We start from the raw sequence: 15,657 nt of genomic DNA on the forward strand, positions 1-15,657 counted from the left end.
CGTCGGTGTTTTTGCTGATCTTCTATTTGTATGCCGGTTTCTACGCCTCCACCCGCACCACCTTGCGCCGCCTGGGGGCGACGATGGACAAGGTGGCGGCCGGTGACATGACCGTCACCTTCATCGCCCACAGCCGCGACGAACTGGGGGATTTGGGCCAGGTGTTCAACGCCACCGTGGCCAAGATCCATGACCTGATCGAGCGGGTAGGGCACACCGTCAACCAGGTCGAACACCAGGCCGGACAAGTGGAGTCAGTCTCGGCCAGCAGCAACCAAGCCGTGTCCGGCCAACGCAGCCAGATCGAGCAAGTGGCGACCGCCATGAACCAGATGTCCTCCACTGCCCAGGAAGTGGCGCGCAGCGCGGCGGCGGCGGTCAGCAGCGCCCACAGCGTCAACGATGAAACCGTCAGCGGACGCGGCCTGGTGCAGTCCCAGCAAGGCAGTATCGCGGCGTTGGCTTCGGAGATCGATCAATCGGTACGGGTCATCAACCAATTGGCTATCGACAGCCAATCCATCAGTCGCGTGCTGGAAGTGATCAAGAGCATTGCCGAACAGACCAATCTGCTGGCGTTGAATGCCGCCATCGAGGCCGCGCGCGCCGGTGAGCAAGGACGCGGTTTCGCCGTGGTGGCCGATGAGGTGCGCACTTTGGCCCGACGCACCCAGCACTCCACCGAGGAAATCGAGCAGATGATTGCCAAGCTCCACAGCGGTGTCGGCGCTGCGGTGAAGGCCATGGGCACCAGCCACGAGATGGCCAATGGCACGGTGGGGCAGTCGGAAAAAGTCCAGCAGGCCCTCGAAAACATCCTCGGCGCGGTAGGCATGATCGTCGACCAGAACCAGCAGATTGCCGCCGCCGTCGAACAGCAGACTGCCGTGGCCCATGACATCGATCAGAACATCGTCGAGATCAATCGCGCCGGTGAACATGCAGCGCAGGGCGCGCACCAGACTGAAGAGGCCAGCCGGCAGTTGTCCTTGCAAGTGATCGAGCTGAAGCAGTTGATCGGGGCCTTTCGAGTGTGAGGCATGGCCAGGCATGCATCGGGGATGGGCGCCTACCAGTTGAACAGCTCGCAGGCATTGCGGGTGCTCGCCTCGGCCAGCGCTGAGGAACTGATGCCCATGCGCTCCGCCAGGGCGGCACAGATGTCTGGCAGGTGTTCGGGGCTGTTGCGCTGGCCGGGGTACATCACGGGGGCCATGTCCGGTGAGTCGGTTTCCAGCACCACGCTTTCCGGCGGCAGCCGGGCGATCACCTTGTGCATGCGCAGGGCTTGCGGCCACGTGGCCGCGCCGCCCAGGCCCAGTTTGAAGCCGAGCTTGATGTACTCGCGGGCCTCTTCCTGGCTGCCGGCAAACGCGTGGATGATTCCACCCCGTGGCAGCCGAATGCGCTTGAGGGTGGCGATCACGGCAGCGTGGCTGCGGCGCACATGCAGCAGCGCCGGCAGTTGGAAGTCCACCGCCAGCTTCAGTTGCGCTTCAAACAGGCTTTGCTGGCGTTCGCGATCCAGCTGTTCGAGGAAATAATCCAGGCCGATTTCGCCCACCGCGCACAGTTGCCGGTGGCCGTTCAGGCGGGTCAGCCAGTCGCCCAGCTCCGTTAGGTCGTCGGGGCGATGGTCGTCGAGATACACCGGGTGCAGGCCGAAGGCGGCGAATAAATCCGCGTCGGTTTGCACCAGGTCCCACAACCGTTGCCAGTTCTGCTGATAGACCCCGAGCACCACCATCCTGCGCACGCCCAGGCGGCGACTGCGGCTCAGGACTTCGCGGCGGTCCGTATCGAAGTCCGGAAAATCCAGATGGGTGTGGCTGTCGATCAGCTCCACACCGCTTACTCCGAGTGAATCCGCTGCTTGAACGTTCGGCCGATGGCATGCACGCCGGGTTCGTAGTGCTGTTCTTCAATGGCCGCCAGCGCCAGGCGCAGCGCGGTGTCGGCAATCAACTGATGCTGCTGGGCCATGGCATTCACCGGCAGCGGCAGGAAATCCAGCAGTTGGGTGTCGCCAAACGTCCCCAGTCGCAGTGGCCGGGATTTGAGCGGGAAGTCATGCAGCGCGTCAAACACCCCTTGCAGCAGGACGTAGGACGTAGTCACCAGTGCGTCAGGCAAATGCCCCAGGCTTTGCAGCAACTGCTCCATCAGCTGTCGGCCACAGTCGCGGCTGAACGACTCGCCTTGTTCGATCAGCACTTCGCCGCTGAAGTCTTTCAGCGCTTGCTTGAAACCGGCGGTACGTTCCTGGCTGATGCTCAGCTCTGGCCGCGCGCCGATCAACACGATCTGCTTGGGCAGCGGGTGCAGCAGGCTGCTGGTCAATTGCTGGCAGGCCTGGCGATCATCGCTGACCACCGAGCAAAACTGCGTAGACTCCATCACCCGGTCGATGGCGATCACCGGCAAACCCTTGGCTTGCAGTTCGCGGTAGCTGTCGTCGGTGGCCGGCAGGCAGCTGGCGACAAACAGCGCATCGCAACGGCGGGCGCGGAACAATTGCAGCAGTTGCCGCTCACTGTTGGCGTCGTCGTCGGAGCTGGCGATCAGCAATTGATAGCCGCGGGCACGGGCGCCTTGTTCGAGCAGCTTGGCGATGCGTGCGTAACTGGGGTTTTCCAGGTCCGGCAGGATGAAACCCAAAGTACGGGTGTGCCGGCTGCGCAGCCCGGCGGCCTGGGGGTTGGGCGTAAAGCCATGTTCTTCAACCACGGCGCGCACCCGTTCGACGGTTGCGGTGCTGATCCGTTGCTGTTCGGCCTTGCCATTGATGACGTAGCTGGCGGTGGTCACAGACACACCGGCAATGCGCGCGATATCACTGAGTTTCAAACCGGGATTTCCTTGTTTTTTAGAGCTTGCCCCGACATTTTGTCCAATCGTAACCGATTACTGCAGGCGACCATTGTCGCAACTCAACAGCCGAGTGGCTCTTCAATCATGGGAAATTAACGCGTAATCTGCCATAAATTCTAGATTAAACGTTTCAGCAAGCGTATTTTTACGATTATCGCGACGAGTGTGGTCCTGCCAACTGACCACTCAGTCAATTTTATTCGAACGCTTTTGCACTGATTTATTCAAAATAATACCTAGTGCGCCCGCCGCACTAACTAGGAGAACGGCATGCTTGAGCTCACCCACGAGCAGATATCCATGGGCCAGACGGCTGTGGATAAGTCTGCTGCCTTGCAACTGCTCGCTGAAAAACTGGTGGCCGATGGCCTGGTCGCCGAGGGTTACCTCAGTGGCTTGCAAGCGCGTGAAGCCCAAGGCTCGACCTTTCTCGGCCAGGGTATCGCCATCCCCCACGGCACCCCCGAAACACGCGACCAGGTGTTCGCCACCGGCGTGCGCCTGCTGCAATTTCCCGACGGCGTGGATTGGGGCGATGGCCAGATCGTCTACCTGGCGATCGGCATTGCCGCCAAATCCGACGAACACCTGCGCCTGCTGCAACTGCTGACCCGTGCCCTCGGCGAGACCGACCTGGGCCAGGCCCTGCGTCGCGCCAGTTCTGCCGAGGCCTTGCTGAAACTGCTGCAAGGTGCGCCGCAGGAGCTGGCGCTGGACGCACAGATGATTGGCCTGGGCGTGTCGGCTGATGATTTCGAAGAACTGGTGTGGAGAGGCGCACGCCTGTTGCGCCAGGCCGATTGCGTGAGCAATGGCTTTGCCGCCGTGCTGCAACAAGTCGACGCGCTGCCCCTGGGCGATGGCCTGTGGTGGTTGCACAGCGAGCAGACGGTGAAGCGTCCCGGCCTGGCCTTTGTCACTCCGGACAAACCCATGCGTTACCTGGGCCAGCCCTTGAGCGGCCTGTTCTGCCTGGCCAGCCTCGGCGAGGCCCACCAGACCTTGCTCGAACGCCTGTGTGCCTTGCTGATCGAAGGCCGTGGCCAGGAACTCGGCCGCGCCACCAGCAGCCGGGCCGTACTGGAAGTGCTCGGCGGTGAACTGCCCGCCGACTGGCCAAGCGTGCGCATTGCCCTGGCCAACGCCCACGGGCTGCATGCGCGCCCGGCGAAGATCCTCGCGCAATTGGCGAAAAGTTTTGCCGGTGAAATCCGTGTGCGCATCGTCGATGGAGACGTCGGCGCGGTATCGGTAAAAAGCCTGAGCAAGTTGCTCAGCCTCGGTGCGCGTCGCGGCCAGGTACTGGAGTTTGTCGCCGAGCCAACCATTGCCGGTGACGCCTTGCCCGCCTTGCTGGCGGCAGTGGAAGACGGCCTCGGCGAAGAAGTCGAGCCGCTGCCGGCAGTCAGCGCCCAACAAGCCGTGGTCGAGATCGAACCGGTCATCAGCGCGCCAGTGTCCGGCAGCCTGATCCAGGCCATCGCCGCCGCCCCCGGCATTGCGATTGGCCCGGCGCATATCCAGGTGCTGCAACCTTTCGAATACCCGCTGCGCGGCGAGTCGCCGGTGATCGAGCGCCAGCGCCTGCACGCGGCATTGACCGACGTGCGTCGGGACATCCAGGGCCTGATCGAGCGCAGCAAGTCCAAGGCCATCCGCGAGATCTTCATCACCCACCAGGAGATGCTCGACGACCCGGAACTGACCGACGAAGTCGAGACGCGCCTCAAGCAGGGCGAAAGCGCCGAAGCCGCGTGGATGAGCGTGATCGAAGCCGCCGCCAAACAGCAGGAATCGTTGCAGGACGCCTTGCTTGCCGAGCGCGCCGCCGATCTGCGTGACATTGGCCGCCGCGTGCTGGCGCAACTGTGCGGCGTCGAAACCGCCCAGGAGCCCGACGAACCCTACATCCTGGTGATGGACGAAGTGGGTCCCTCGGACGTGGCGCGCCTGGACCCGGTGCGTGTCGCCGGCATCCTCACTGCCCGTGGCGGCGCCACCGCCCACAGCGCCATCGTCGCCCGTGCTTTGGGCATTCCCGCGCTGGTGGGGGCAGGCCCTGCTGTATTGCTGTTGGCTTCGGGCACGCCGTTGTTGCTGGATGGCCAGCGCGGTCGCCTGCATGTGGACGCCGACGCCGCCACCTTGCAGCGCGCCACCGTCGAACGCGACACCCGCGAACAACGCTTGAAAGCCGCCGCCGCGCAACGCCATGAACCGGCCCTGACCCGCGATGGCCATGCCGTCGAAGTGTTCGCCAATATCGGCGAAAGCGCCGGGGTTGCCGGCGCGGTGGAGCAGGGCGCCGAAGGTATCGGCCTGCTGCGCACCGAACTGATTTTCATGGCCCACAAACAAGCGCCCGACGAAGCCACCCAGGAAGCCGAATACCGCCGCGTGCTCGACGGCCTCGGCGGCCGGCCGCTGGTGGTGCGCACCCTTGATGTGGGCGGCGACAAACCGCTGCCGTACTGGCCGATCGCCAAGGAAGAAAACCCCTTCCTCGGCGTGCGCGGCATTCGCCTGACCCTGCAACGCCCGCAGATCATGGAAGCGCAATTGCGCGCGCTGTTGCGTTCGGCAGACAACCGTCCACTGCGCATCATGTTCCCCATGGTTGGCAGTGTTGACGAGTGGCGACAGGCTCGGACCATGACCGAGCGCCTGCGCCTGGAAATCCCGGTGGCCGACCTGCAACTGGGGATCATGATCGAAGTGCCGTCGGCCGCGTTGCTGGCGCCGGTACTGGCCAAGGAAGTGGACTTCTTCAGCGTCGGCACCAACGACCTGACCCAGTACACCCTGGCCATCGACCGTGGCCACCCGACGCTGTCGGCCCAGGCTGACGGCCTGCATCCGGCCGTGTTGCAACTGATCGACATCACCGTGCGCGCCGCCCATGCCCATGGTAAATGGGTCGGCGTTTGCGGCGAGTTGGCAGCCGACCCGTTGGCGGTTCCGGTGCTGGTCGGCCTGGGGGTGGATGAGCTGAGCGTGTCTGCGCGCAGCATCCCCGAGGTCAAGGCACGGGTGCGTGAATTCAGTCTGAGCGAGGCCCAGGGCCTGGCACAAAAAGCCCTGGCGGTGGGTTCTCCCGCCGAAGTGCGTGCGCTTGTGGAGGCCGTGTAAATGGCAAGGATTTTAAGCCTGACGCTGAACCCGGCATTGGACCTGACGGTGCGCCTGGCGCGCCTGGAACCGGGCGAGGTCAATCGCAGCGAAGCGATGATCACCCACGCTGCCGGCAAGGGCGTGAACGTCGCGCAGGTGCTGGCGGACCTTGGTCATCAGGTGACCGTGGGCGGCTTTCTTGGAGAGGACAATCCCCAGGCATTCGAGATGCTGATTGCCCGTCGTGGTTTTACCGATGCGTTTATTCGGGTGCCGGGAGAAACCCGCAGCAATATCAAGATCGCCGAGCAGGATGGGCGGGTCACGGATGTCAATGCGCCGGGCCCGTTGGTCAGCGAGCAGGCGCAACACGCACTGCTTGAGCAACTGGCGCGGATTGCTCCCGGCTACGACGCCGTCGTCGTGGCCGGCAGCCTGCCACGCGGCATCACCCCTCAGTGGTTCCAGGGCCTGCTGCAGCAACTGAAAAACCTCGGCTTGAAAGTCGCCCTGGACACCAGCGGCGAAGCGCTGCGCGCCGGATTGAACGCCGGCCCGTGGTTGGTCAAACCCAATACCGAAGAACTGGCCGATGCCCTTGGTCATTCCACAGATGCCATCCGCCAACTGCATCGGCAAGGTGTGGAGCATGTGGTGGTCTCCGACGGTGCCGCGGGTGTGAGCTGGTACAGCCCGGATACCGCGCTGCACGCCACCCCGCCCAAGGTAACCGTGGCCAGTACCGTAGGCGCCGGCGACTCGCTGCTGGCCGGGATGCTTCACGGTTTGCTCAGTGGCGACACGCCGGAGCAGACCCTGCGCCGCGCCACCGCCATTGCCGCGATGGCGGTCACGCAGATCGGCTTTGGCATCACCGACGAAGCGCAGCTTGAGACTTTGCAGAGCGGCGTCCACGTGCGGCCGCTGACAGAACAATAAGAGGGTTGGTCATGAAGTTAGCCATTGTTACTGCCTGCCCGAACGGCATGGTCACCAGTGTGCTGTGCGCCCGCTTGCTGGATGCCGCCGCGCAACGCCAGGGCTGGAGCACCAGCGTCGAAGTGGTCGACGTGCAGCATCCGGAACGCCAATTGTCGGCGGCCACCCTTGAAGCCGCCGAGTGGGTATTGCTGGTCAGCAGCACGCCGGTGGACATGCAGCGTTTTGTCGGCAAACGCGTATTCCGCAGCACGCCAGCCCAGGCGTTGCAGGATGTGGACGCGGTGTTGCGTCGCGGAGCCGAGGAGGCCCAGGTGCAGGTAGCTGACGCGGCACCGGCGAAAAGCACGCCGCGTATCGTCGCGATCACCGCGTGCCCGACCGGCGTCGCCCACACCTTCATGGCTGCCGAAGCGTTGCAGCAAACCGCCAAGCGCCTCGGGTATGACTTGCAGGTGGAAACCCAGGGCTCCGTGGGCGCCCGCACGCCGCTGAGTCCCGAGGCGATTCGTGACGCCGACGTGGTGCTGCTCGCCGCCGACATCGAAGTCGCCACCGAGCGCTTTGCCGGCAAGAAAATCTATCGCTGCGGCACCGGGATCGCGCTCAAGCAATCCGAGGCGACCCTCAACAAGGCGCTGGCCGAAGGCAAGCAGGAATCCGCTGCCAGTGGTGCCGCTGCCAAACCGGAGAAGACCGGTGTCTACAAACACTTGCTCACCGGCGTGTCGTTCATGCTGCCGATGGTGGTGGCGGGCGGTCTGCTGATCGCCCTGTCATTCGTGTTCGGCATTCATGCCTTTGAAGAAAAAGGCACTCTTGCCGCAGCGCTGAAAACCGTCGGCGACCAGGCGTTCATGCTGATGGTGCCGCTGCTGGCGGGTTACATCGCCTACTCGATTGCCGACCGTCCTGGATTGGCCCCCGGCATGATCGGTGGCCTGCTGGCCAGCACCTTGGGCGCGGGGTTTATCGGCGGGATCTTCGCCGGCTTTCTCGCCGGCTACTGCGTCAAATTCATCAGCCGCGCGATCCGTTTGCCCCAGAGCCTGGAAGCCCTCAAGCCGATCCTGATCATCCCGTTGCTGGCGAGTCTGTTCACCGGCCTGGCGATGATTTACCTGGTAGGGCCGCCGGTGGCGAAGATGCTCACCGGCCTCACGGATTTTCTCAGCACCATGGGCACCACCAACGCCGTGCTGCTGGGCATCTTGCTGGGCGGCATGATGTGCGTCGATCTCGGTGGCCCGATCAACAAGGCAGCCTACGCGTTTTCCGTCGGCCTGCTGGCAGCGCAAAGCGGTGCACCCATGGCCGCGACCATGGCTGCCGGCATGGTGCCGCCGATTGGCATGGGCATCGCCACCTTCCTGGCGCGGCGCAAGTTCGCCCAGACCGAGCGTGAAGCCGGCAAGGCCGCGCTGATCCTCGGCATGTGCTTTATCTCTGAAGGCGCGATTCCGTTTGCTGCCAAGGACCCGCTGCGGGTAATCCCGGCAAGCATCGCCGGCGGTGCGCTGACCGGTGCGCTGTCGATGTATTTCGGCTGCAAGCTGATGGCGCCCCATGGTGGATTGTTTGTGATGCTGATCCCGAATGCGATCAACCATGCGCTGCTGTACCTGCTGGCGATCGTGGCGGGCAGTTTGTTGACTGCCGTGGTGTATGCATTCCTCAAGCGCCCTGAGACCGTAGAACTTTCTGTCGCACCCGCCCAGGCATAACGCGGTTCATGTAGGAGCTGGCTTGCCTGCGATGCAGGCACCTCGGTGTGTCAGCGCAACCGAGATGAGGCTATCGCAGGCAAGCCAGCTCCCACATTTGACCTCCGTGAGCAATAAGGCCGGTGTCATAACTCGTTCATCCCGTCATGCTTAAGTTTCCCTTTTGCTGCTCGAGAGGGAACCCGCATGAGCCACTTCAATCTCGGCCGCCGCCGCGTGATGCAAGCCGTCGGCGCCGGCCTGTTGCTGCCGGGCCTCGCGCCTGCGGTGATCGCCTCGGTCAAGGATCGCCCGCAACTCACCGACGGCGTGCAGTCCGGCGACCTGCTGGGCGACCGCGCGATGATCTGGAGCCGCAGCGACCGCCCGGCCCGGATGGTAGTGGAGTGGGACACCCGTAGCGTATTCAGCAACCCGCGCAAATTCGTCTCGCCCCTGGCCGACAGCCGCACCGATTTCACCGCCCGTGTCGAACTCACCGGCCTGCCCGTCGACCAGGCGATTTTCTACCGTGTGCACTTTGAAGATGCCCAGACCGGCGTGGCCAGCGAGCCCTGGTTCGGTCACCTGCGCAGCGTGCCGCAGCAGCGCCGGGATATCCGCTTTGTGTGGAGCGGCGACACCGTCGGCCAGGGCTTCGGCATCAACCCGGACATCGGCGGCATGCGCATCTACGAAGCCATGCGCCTGCGTCTGCCGGACTTCTTCATTCACAGCGGCGACACCATCTACGCCGACGGCCCGGTGCCCGCGCAACTGACCACCGAGGACGGACGCATCTGGCGCAACATCACCACCGAAGCCAAAAGCAAAGTCGCTGAAACCCTGAATGAATACCGGGGCAACTACCGCTACAACCTGATGGACGAGAACGTACGTCGCTTCAACGCCGAAGTGCCGCAGATCTGGCAGTGGGACGACCACGAGGTGATCAACAACTGGTCGCCGAGCAAGCAACTGGATGAACGCTACAAGACTCGCGACATCAATACCCTGGTAGGCCGTGCGCGCCAGGCCTGGCTGGAATATTCACCGATGCGCCGGCAAAGCGCCGACCAGGGCGGGCGGATTTATCGCAAGCTCAGCTACGGCCCGTTGCTGGATGTGTTTGTGCTGGACATGCGCAGCTATCGCGGGCCGAACGATGACAACCTTGGCGGTGAAAAACCGTTCCTTGGGCGTGAGCAACTGGACTGGCTGAAGCGCGAATTGAAGGCCTCCCAGGCGCAGTGGAAAGTCATCGCCGCCGACATGCCCATTGGCCTGGGCGTGCCCGACGGTGAGGTCAGCCCCGGCGTGCCGCGTTGGGAAGCGATCGCCAACGGCGACCCGGGCCCGGCCCAGGGGCGCGAGTTGGAAATTGCTGAACTGCTCGCGTTTCTGCGGGCGCAGCAGGTGCGTAATCACGTGTGGCTGACGGCGGATGTGCATTACTGCGCGGCCCATCATTACCATCCGGATCGGGCGGCGTTTCAGGATTTTGAGCCGTTCTGGGAGTTTGTCGCCGGGCCGTTGAATGCCGGGAGTTTCGGGCCTAATCCGCTGGATAAAACCTTTGGCCCGGAAGTGGTGTTCGAGAAGGCGCCGACGGTGCAGAACAGCTCGCCGTTTGCCGGGTTCCAGTTTTTTGGCGAGGTGCAGATTGACGGGCAGACGGCGGAGCTGACGGTGATTTTGCGGGACCTGGATGGGGTTTCGGTGTTTGAGCAGAAGCTGGCGCCAGTGTGATTGCAATGCAATCTACCTACTGAAGAAGATCCAATGTGGGAGCGGGCTTGCTCGCGAAGGCGGTGTGTCAGTCAACAGATGTATGGACTGATCCACTGCCTTCGCGAGCAAGCCCGCTCCCACATTTTGATCGGTGTATCTTCAGGGGGTCAGTAAACATCCCGGCGGTAGCGGCCCTGCTCGATCAAGCGTTCGACGGCTTCGCTGCCCAGCACCTCATGCAGCACCTGATCCACACCCGCCGCCATCCCCTGCAAACTGCCGCAGACGTAAATCGCGGCGCCATCCGCCACCCATTTACGCAGCACATCCGCCGACTCACGCAGGCGATCCTGCACGTAGATTTTCTCTGCCTGATCCCGGGAAAAGGCCAGGTCCAGTAGCGCCAGGTCACCGCTGGCCAGCCAGCCTTGCAGCTCGTCCTGGCAGTGGTAGTCATGGGCGATATTGCGTTCGCCAAACAGCAGCCAGTTGCGCTGCTGGCCGTCGGCAACCCGCGCCTTGAGCAGGCTGCGCAACCCGGCAAGGCCGGTGCCGTTGCCCAGCAGGATCATCGGGAGCGGCTCGGTCGGCAGATGGAAACCACTGTTGCGCCGCACTCGCAGGCTGATGGTCGAACCCAGCGGTGCATGTTCGGTCAACCAGCCGGAACCCACGCCCACGCTGCCATCGGGGTGACGCTCCTGGCGCACGATCAGCTCCAGCACACCGTCGCTGGCAATCGAGGCGATGGAGTATTCGCGCATGCCCAGCGGCACCAGTGCATTGACCAGCGCCTGGGCATGCAGGCCCACCAGGTGTGCGCGATTGTCCGGCAGTTGGCGGCCGGCCAGGGCCTGGTCGAGGGTGTGTGCAAGGCCGTCGACTACCACACCTTCGCTGCCGGCCAGTCCCAGGCCTTCCAGGAAGTGTTCGATGGCCCATGGGCAATTGCGTGGCAGCACTTCCACCAGGTCGCCGGCCAGCCAGTCTCGGGGGGCTGGCGGGGTGAGCCCGAGCAAATAGACGCCGGAGCCACTGCTGTGCGGGTTGAGCAGGGTGCGTTGCTTCAGGGTCCAGTTTTCATAGGTCGCGCTGGCCCATGCCGCAGCGGGTGCATGGCCGGTCAGTTGGCCCAGTTGTTGTTGCCAGTGCAGCAACGCATCGGTGTCGCCGCTGTCGACTTCCACCGGGGCGAACAGCGGGTTGCCGCCCTGGTTGGTCAGCCAGAAATGCAGGCGCCGTGCGAAGCCGCAGAAGTGTTGGTACTGGCGATCACCCAGGGCCAACACCGAGTAGTTCAGGCCCTTGAGGGACAGGTCCTGGCCGAGCACGCTGCGCTCGAAACCGCGGGCGCTGTCCGGTGCCTCGCCGTCGCCGAAGGTGCTGACCACGAACAGCGCATGGCTCGATTGGCGCAAATCCTCTTCGCTGACGCTGCCCAGCGACTGCACGTTCACTGGCACGCCGGCGGCCTGCAACTGCCCGGCGGTCTGCCAGGCCAGTTGCTCGGCAAAGCCGCTCTGGCTGGCAAAGCCGATCAGCCAGGCCGGCGCGTCGCTGTGGTTGCCGGTCAGGCCTTTGCGGGCATCGCGCACCTGGCGTTTCTTGCGGCGGCGGTCCAGGTACAGCAGCCAGCCGGTGATGAAGAACAGCGGCATCAGCAGCGCGCTGAACGTCAGGATGATCCGGCCGGGCAGGCCGAAGTAGCTGCCGGTGTGCAGCGCATAGATACTGGTCAGGATCTGCGCCTTGAAGCTTTTGCCGGCGTAGGTGTCATGGGATTTGACTTCGCCGGTGGCCGGGTCGAGGTTGATCTGGTTCAGCGCGCGATCGTGGGGCGAGGTCTTCAGCAGGTAGTAGACGGTGGCGGGTTGGCCGGCGACCGCGGGCATGCGGATGTTGTAGCCGCTCAAGCCGGGGCCGGCGTTGCTGTAGATGCTGCTCCAGATCGCGGCGTAATTGGCCACCGGCGCAGGCCCTTCGGGGGCCGGGCCGCGCTTGCGTACGCGTTCGTTCTGCGGCGCGTCGGACAGCAGTCTGGTCATGCCGTTGCTGTACCACTCGTAGGACCAGAACAGTCCGGTCAGTGCCGCCAGAAGATAGAACAGCAGGCACCAAGTGCCGAATACCGAGTGCAGGTCCCAGTTGAAACTGCGGCCTTTCTTGCGCCAGTCCACCGCCAGCCATGCACGCCAGCTTGCCACCTGGCGCGGCCAGCGCAGGTACAGGCCCGAAAGGCAGAAGAACACCAGGATCAGCGTGCAGGCGCCGGTGATTTGCCGGCCGGTGTCGCCGATGGCGAGGAAACGGTGCAGTTGCAGCACGAAGCCGAAGAAGTCCTGGCCGACGGCATCGCCCAGGTAATCGCCGGTGTACGGGTCGAAGTAGCGCATCTGCCCGCGGCGTTCACCGGGCGGTGGGGTGAACCAGACCTTGGCTGCGTTGGTGCTGTCGGGCTGCACCGTGAGCATCGACACGACTTTGCCTTCACGGGCTTCCAGCAGGTGCACCAGTTCAGCGGGCGGCAGTACCCCGGCCGGACGCTTTTCCACCGTCAACACCGTCGGGTTCAGCAACTCGATGAGTTCATCCTGGAACGACACCGTTGCGCCGGTGATCCCCATCAAGGCCAACACCAGCCCGGCGGTAATGCCGAAGAACCAATGCAACTGGAACAGGGTTTTCTTCAACACGTCGTACGGCCTCGTCATCAGGTTAGGTGTTCACGGCGCGCATTATGCCGCGAGTTGTCGAGAAAGATTCTTTTTTACACGCAAAAACCCCACGCATCCGATGCGTGGGGTTTCGTGCAGTCATTTGTATCGGTTTAGAAATGGAAACTGGTGGTCAGCAGGGCCGTACGACCGGCCGCCTGGTTGGCAAAATGCGAGGCATAGGCCTTGTCGTAGTAGGTCTTGTCGGTAAGGTTCTGCACGTTCAACTGCAGGTCGACGTTCTTGGTCAGCTTGTAGCTGGCCATGGCGTCGTAGCGGGTGTAGGACGGCACGTAGACGGTGTTGCCCGCATCGCCGTAGACCTCGTCGACATAGAACGCGCCGCCGCCGATGGTGAGCTTCGGTGTCACGTCATACGTCGTCCACAGGCTGAAGGTGTTCTTCGGCGTGTTGGGCATCTGGTTGCCTTTGTTCGAGCCGGCACTGACGACACCGTTACGACCGTTCAGGCCCGGGTCCACCAGTTCGCTTTTCAGGTAGCTGTAGCCGGCGAACACTTGCCATTGATCGGTCAGCTTGCCGCTGGCGGAAAGCTCCAGGCCGTCGACGCGTGATTCGCCACCGTTTTCATAGGTCAGCGCGTCCACCAGGATTCGCGTGTTTTTCTTCTCGGTGCGGAACACCGCGGCGGTCAGGGACAGGCGGTCGTGGAACATGTCCCACTTGGTGCCCAGCTCGTAGTTGACGGTCTCTTCCGGTTTCAGGTCGCTGGTGGCGGCGCCGGCAGACAGCGGGTTGCCGTCGGCGCCTTCACCTACCAGGCCGCCGGCCGGTGAGGCTGAGGTGGCGTAGGAGGCATAGATGCTGCCGTTTTCAACCGGCTTCCAGACCAGGCCCGCCTGCCAGTTGAAGAACTGGCTGTCGTTCTTGATCTTGCTGCGGGCCTTGACGGTGGCGGTCGGCACCGCATTGGTGTTGGCCACGGTGTCGAAGGTGTCGTAGCGCAGGCCGACGTTCAGCAGCCATTTCGGGTCCAGCTCGATGGTGTCGAACACATAGGCGGCACGGCTGGTGGCCTTGGTGTTGGTGCCGTTGTAGTTGCGCGCAATGCTGCCGGTCCAGGCATCGTCCGGGTTCGGGTTGCCCAGCGAGGTGCACTGGCCGCCTTTGCCGGGCGCCGGGCAACCGGGGTTGCTGTTCGGGCTGACGGTGTAGCCGCTGTAGCGGGTTTCTTCGCCGGTGAATTCCAGCCCGGTGGAGTAGGTGTTCTTGAAGCCCAGCGCCTGGAAGCTGCCAAACAGATCGGTCTGGTTGGTGGTGGTCTCGGTGGTGGACACGCGGGTGTTCGCGCGGCGCCACACGGTGCCGAACTGGTTGACGTTGTGCTGGCTGTCGTCGGGTTGGGTGACGATATAGTCCTGGCCGGTGTTGCCGTGGCGCAGGGTGTTTTTCAGCGTCATGTTGTCGTTCAGGTCGTGCTCGATGGAGAACGTGCTGATGTCGGCGCGGGTCTTGCGGAAGTCGCGATCCTTGAGGCCGTAGAAGTTGTTGCTGTCGCCGCCGTCGGTTGGCTTGTCATGCACGTGGGCGGCTCTTGCGCCGCTGTTGCTGTAGCCATACGGAATGCCCGAATCCGGCAGGTCGTTGCTTTCCATGTGGTAGTAGCTGAAGTTGACGCGGGTCGGAGTGCCCAGGCCGAAGGTCAGCGACGGCGCCACGCCCCAGCGGTCGTAGTTGACGGCATCACGCCCGGCGACGTTCTGTTCGTGGCTCATCAGGTTCAGGCGGAAGGCCGCGCTGTCGAGGAACTGACGGTTGACGTCGAGCACATAGCGGCGGGTCTGGTCGGAGCCGTAGGTGAAGCCACCGTTGGTGAAGTCCCGCGCCTGTGGCGTCTTGCTCACCAGGTTGAGGCTGCCGCCGGCCGAGCCGCGGCCGCCGAATGACGAGTTGGGGCCTTTGCTGACTTCGATGGATTCGATGTCGAAGATCTCGCGGCTCTGGCCGCCCGTGTCGCGCACGCCGTCGAGGTAGGTATCGCCCTGGGCGTCGAAGCCGCGAATGAACGGACGGTCGCCCTGCGGGTTGCCGCCTTCACCGGCGCCGAAGGTAATCCCCGGCACGGTGCGCAAGGCGTCCTGCAACGAGGTGGCGGCGGTGTCCTTGAGCACTTGCTGCGGCACCACGGTGACCGAGCGCGGAGTATCTACCAGCGGCGCGGTGTACTTCTGCGAGGAGGCTTTTTCGACCTGGTAGGACGTGCTGTCCTGTTCCTGGCCGGTGATGCTGGTGGCTCCCAGGGAAATGCTGTTGCGCTCGCCTTTCTGCTCGGTGTCTTCAGCAGCTTGCGCCATTTGGGCGGCAGCGCTGGCGCTGATGGCAACGCCGATGGCCGAGGCCAGCAAACGTGGTGAACTGGCAGGTGTTTTTATCGAAGTGCGCGGCATGAGTGTGTCCTTTCCCCAAGGAGGTGAGGCCGCGGAATATAGGGAGAACAAGACTTCATATCAATTGCGATACATTACTATTCGCACTGAATTTACGTTCTTTACACTTTTTGCTTACGGTTTTGACGATCTCGTTCGTCCTTTGGGCGGGAGTAGGGTTGTACACAGTCAATAAGAATC

At 63.4% G+C, this 15,657-nt stretch carries 9 protein-coding genes; 5 read left to right on the forward strand and 4 right to left on the reverse strand.

The features are described 5' to 3' along the window. Positions 1–332 precede the first annotated feature (332 nt). Positions 333–1,037, forward strand: a complete 705-nt coding sequence (locus HX839_RS31830) for a methyl-accepting chemotaxis protein (protein WP_371132334.1) — start codon at positions 333–335, stop codon at positions 1,035–1,037. Positions 1,038–1,069: 32 nt separating this feature from the next. On the opposite strand, the gene HX839_RS11435 is transcribed toward HX839_RS31830, so the two are convergent. Next, positions 1,070–1,846 carry a TatD family hydrolase gene (locus HX839_RS11435; RefSeq protein WP_177067062.1) on the reverse strand — a complete coding sequence of 259 codons (777 nt, stop codon included), beginning with the start codon at positions 1,844–1,846 and terminating at the stop codon, positions 1,070–1,072. Between the two features lie 5 nt (positions 1,847–1,851). Next, positions 1,852–2,847, reverse strand: coding sequence for a catabolite repressor/activator (gene cra, locus HX839_RS11440; RefSeq protein ID WP_177020445.1), 996 nt, complete (start codon positions 2,845–2,847; stop codon positions 1,852–1,854). A gap of 294 nt (positions 2,848–3,141) precedes the next feature. On the opposite strand from cra, the gene ptsP reads away from it, so the two are divergent. The 4 genes from ptsP (at position 3,142) to HX839_RS11460 (ending at position 10,373) form a co-directional block, all read left to right on the forward strand. Beyond that, a complete protein-coding gene (gene ptsP, locus HX839_RS11445) occupies positions 3,142–6,000 on the forward strand; it encodes a phosphoenolpyruvate--protein phosphotransferase (protein WP_177067063.1) in 2,859 nt (952 codons plus the stop codon). Beyond that, positions 6,001–6,921, forward strand: a complete 921-nt coding sequence (pfkB, locus tag HX839_RS11450; RefSeq protein WP_177067064.1) for a 1-phosphofructokinase — start codon at positions 6,001–6,003, stop codon at positions 6,919–6,921. Between the two features lie 11 nt (positions 6,922–6,932). Beyond that, positions 6,933–8,645: a PTS fructose-like transporter subunit IIB gene (locus HX839_RS11455; RefSeq protein ID WP_003215951.1), complete on the forward strand. Its 1,713-nt coding sequence runs from the start codon at positions 6,933–6,935 to the stop codon at positions 8,643–8,645. A 186-nt stretch (positions 8,646–8,831) separates the two neighbouring features. Beyond that, entirely contained in the window at positions 8,832–10,373 is a 1,542-nt protein-coding gene (locus HX839_RS11460; protein ID WP_087694616.1) for an alkaline phosphatase, read from the forward strand. 149 nt (positions 10,374–10,522) lie between these two features. Here HX839_RS11460 and HX839_RS11465 read toward each other — a convergent pair whose 3' ends face one another. Together HX839_RS11465 and HX839_RS11470 are read right to left on the reverse strand one after the other, a co-directional pair. After that, positions 10,523–13,048: a sulfite reductase flavoprotein subunit alpha gene (locus HX839_RS11465; protein ID WP_177067097.1), complete on the reverse strand. Its 2,526-nt coding sequence runs from the start codon at positions 13,046–13,048 to the stop codon at positions 10,523–10,525. Positions 13,049–13,182: 134 nt separating this feature from the next. Beyond that, positions 13,183–15,477, reverse strand: coding sequence for a TonB-dependent siderophore receptor (locus HX839_RS11470; RefSeq protein WP_087694615.1), 2,295 nt, complete (start codon positions 15,475–15,477; stop codon positions 13,183–13,185). Positions 15,478–15,657 lie beyond the last annotated feature (180 nt).

This window comes from Pseudomonas sp. I8001, assembly GCF_013385345.1.
Taxonomy (GTDB): Bacteria; Pseudomonadota; Gammaproteobacteria; order Pseudomonadales; family Pseudomonadaceae; genus Aquipseudomonas.

Excerpts from the sequence above, each read along its gene's own strand:
- HX839_RS31830 (WP_371132334.1), top strand. The coding sequence starts at position 333 with ATGTCCTCCACTGCCCAGGAAGTGGCGCGCAGCGCGGCGGCGGCGGTC.
- ptsP (WP_177067063.1), top strand. The coding sequence starts at position 3,142 with ATGCTTGAGCTCACCCACGAGCAGATATCCATGGGCCAGACGGCTGTG.
- pfkB (WP_177067064.1), top strand. The coding sequence starts at position 6,001 with ATGGCAAGGATTTTAAGCCTGACGCTGAACCCGGCATTGGACCTGACG.
- HX839_RS11455 (WP_003215951.1), top strand. The coding sequence starts at position 6,933 with ATGAAGTTAGCCATTGTTACTGCCTGCCCGAACGGCATGGTCACCAGT.
- HX839_RS11460 (WP_087694616.1), top strand. The coding sequence starts at position 8,832 with ATGAGCCACTTCAATCTCGGCCGCCGCCGCGTGATGCAAGCCGTCGGC.
- HX839_RS11470 (WP_087694615.1), bottom strand. The coding sequence starts at position 15,477 with ATGCCGCGCACTTCGATAAAAACACCTGCCAGTTCACCACGTTTGCTG.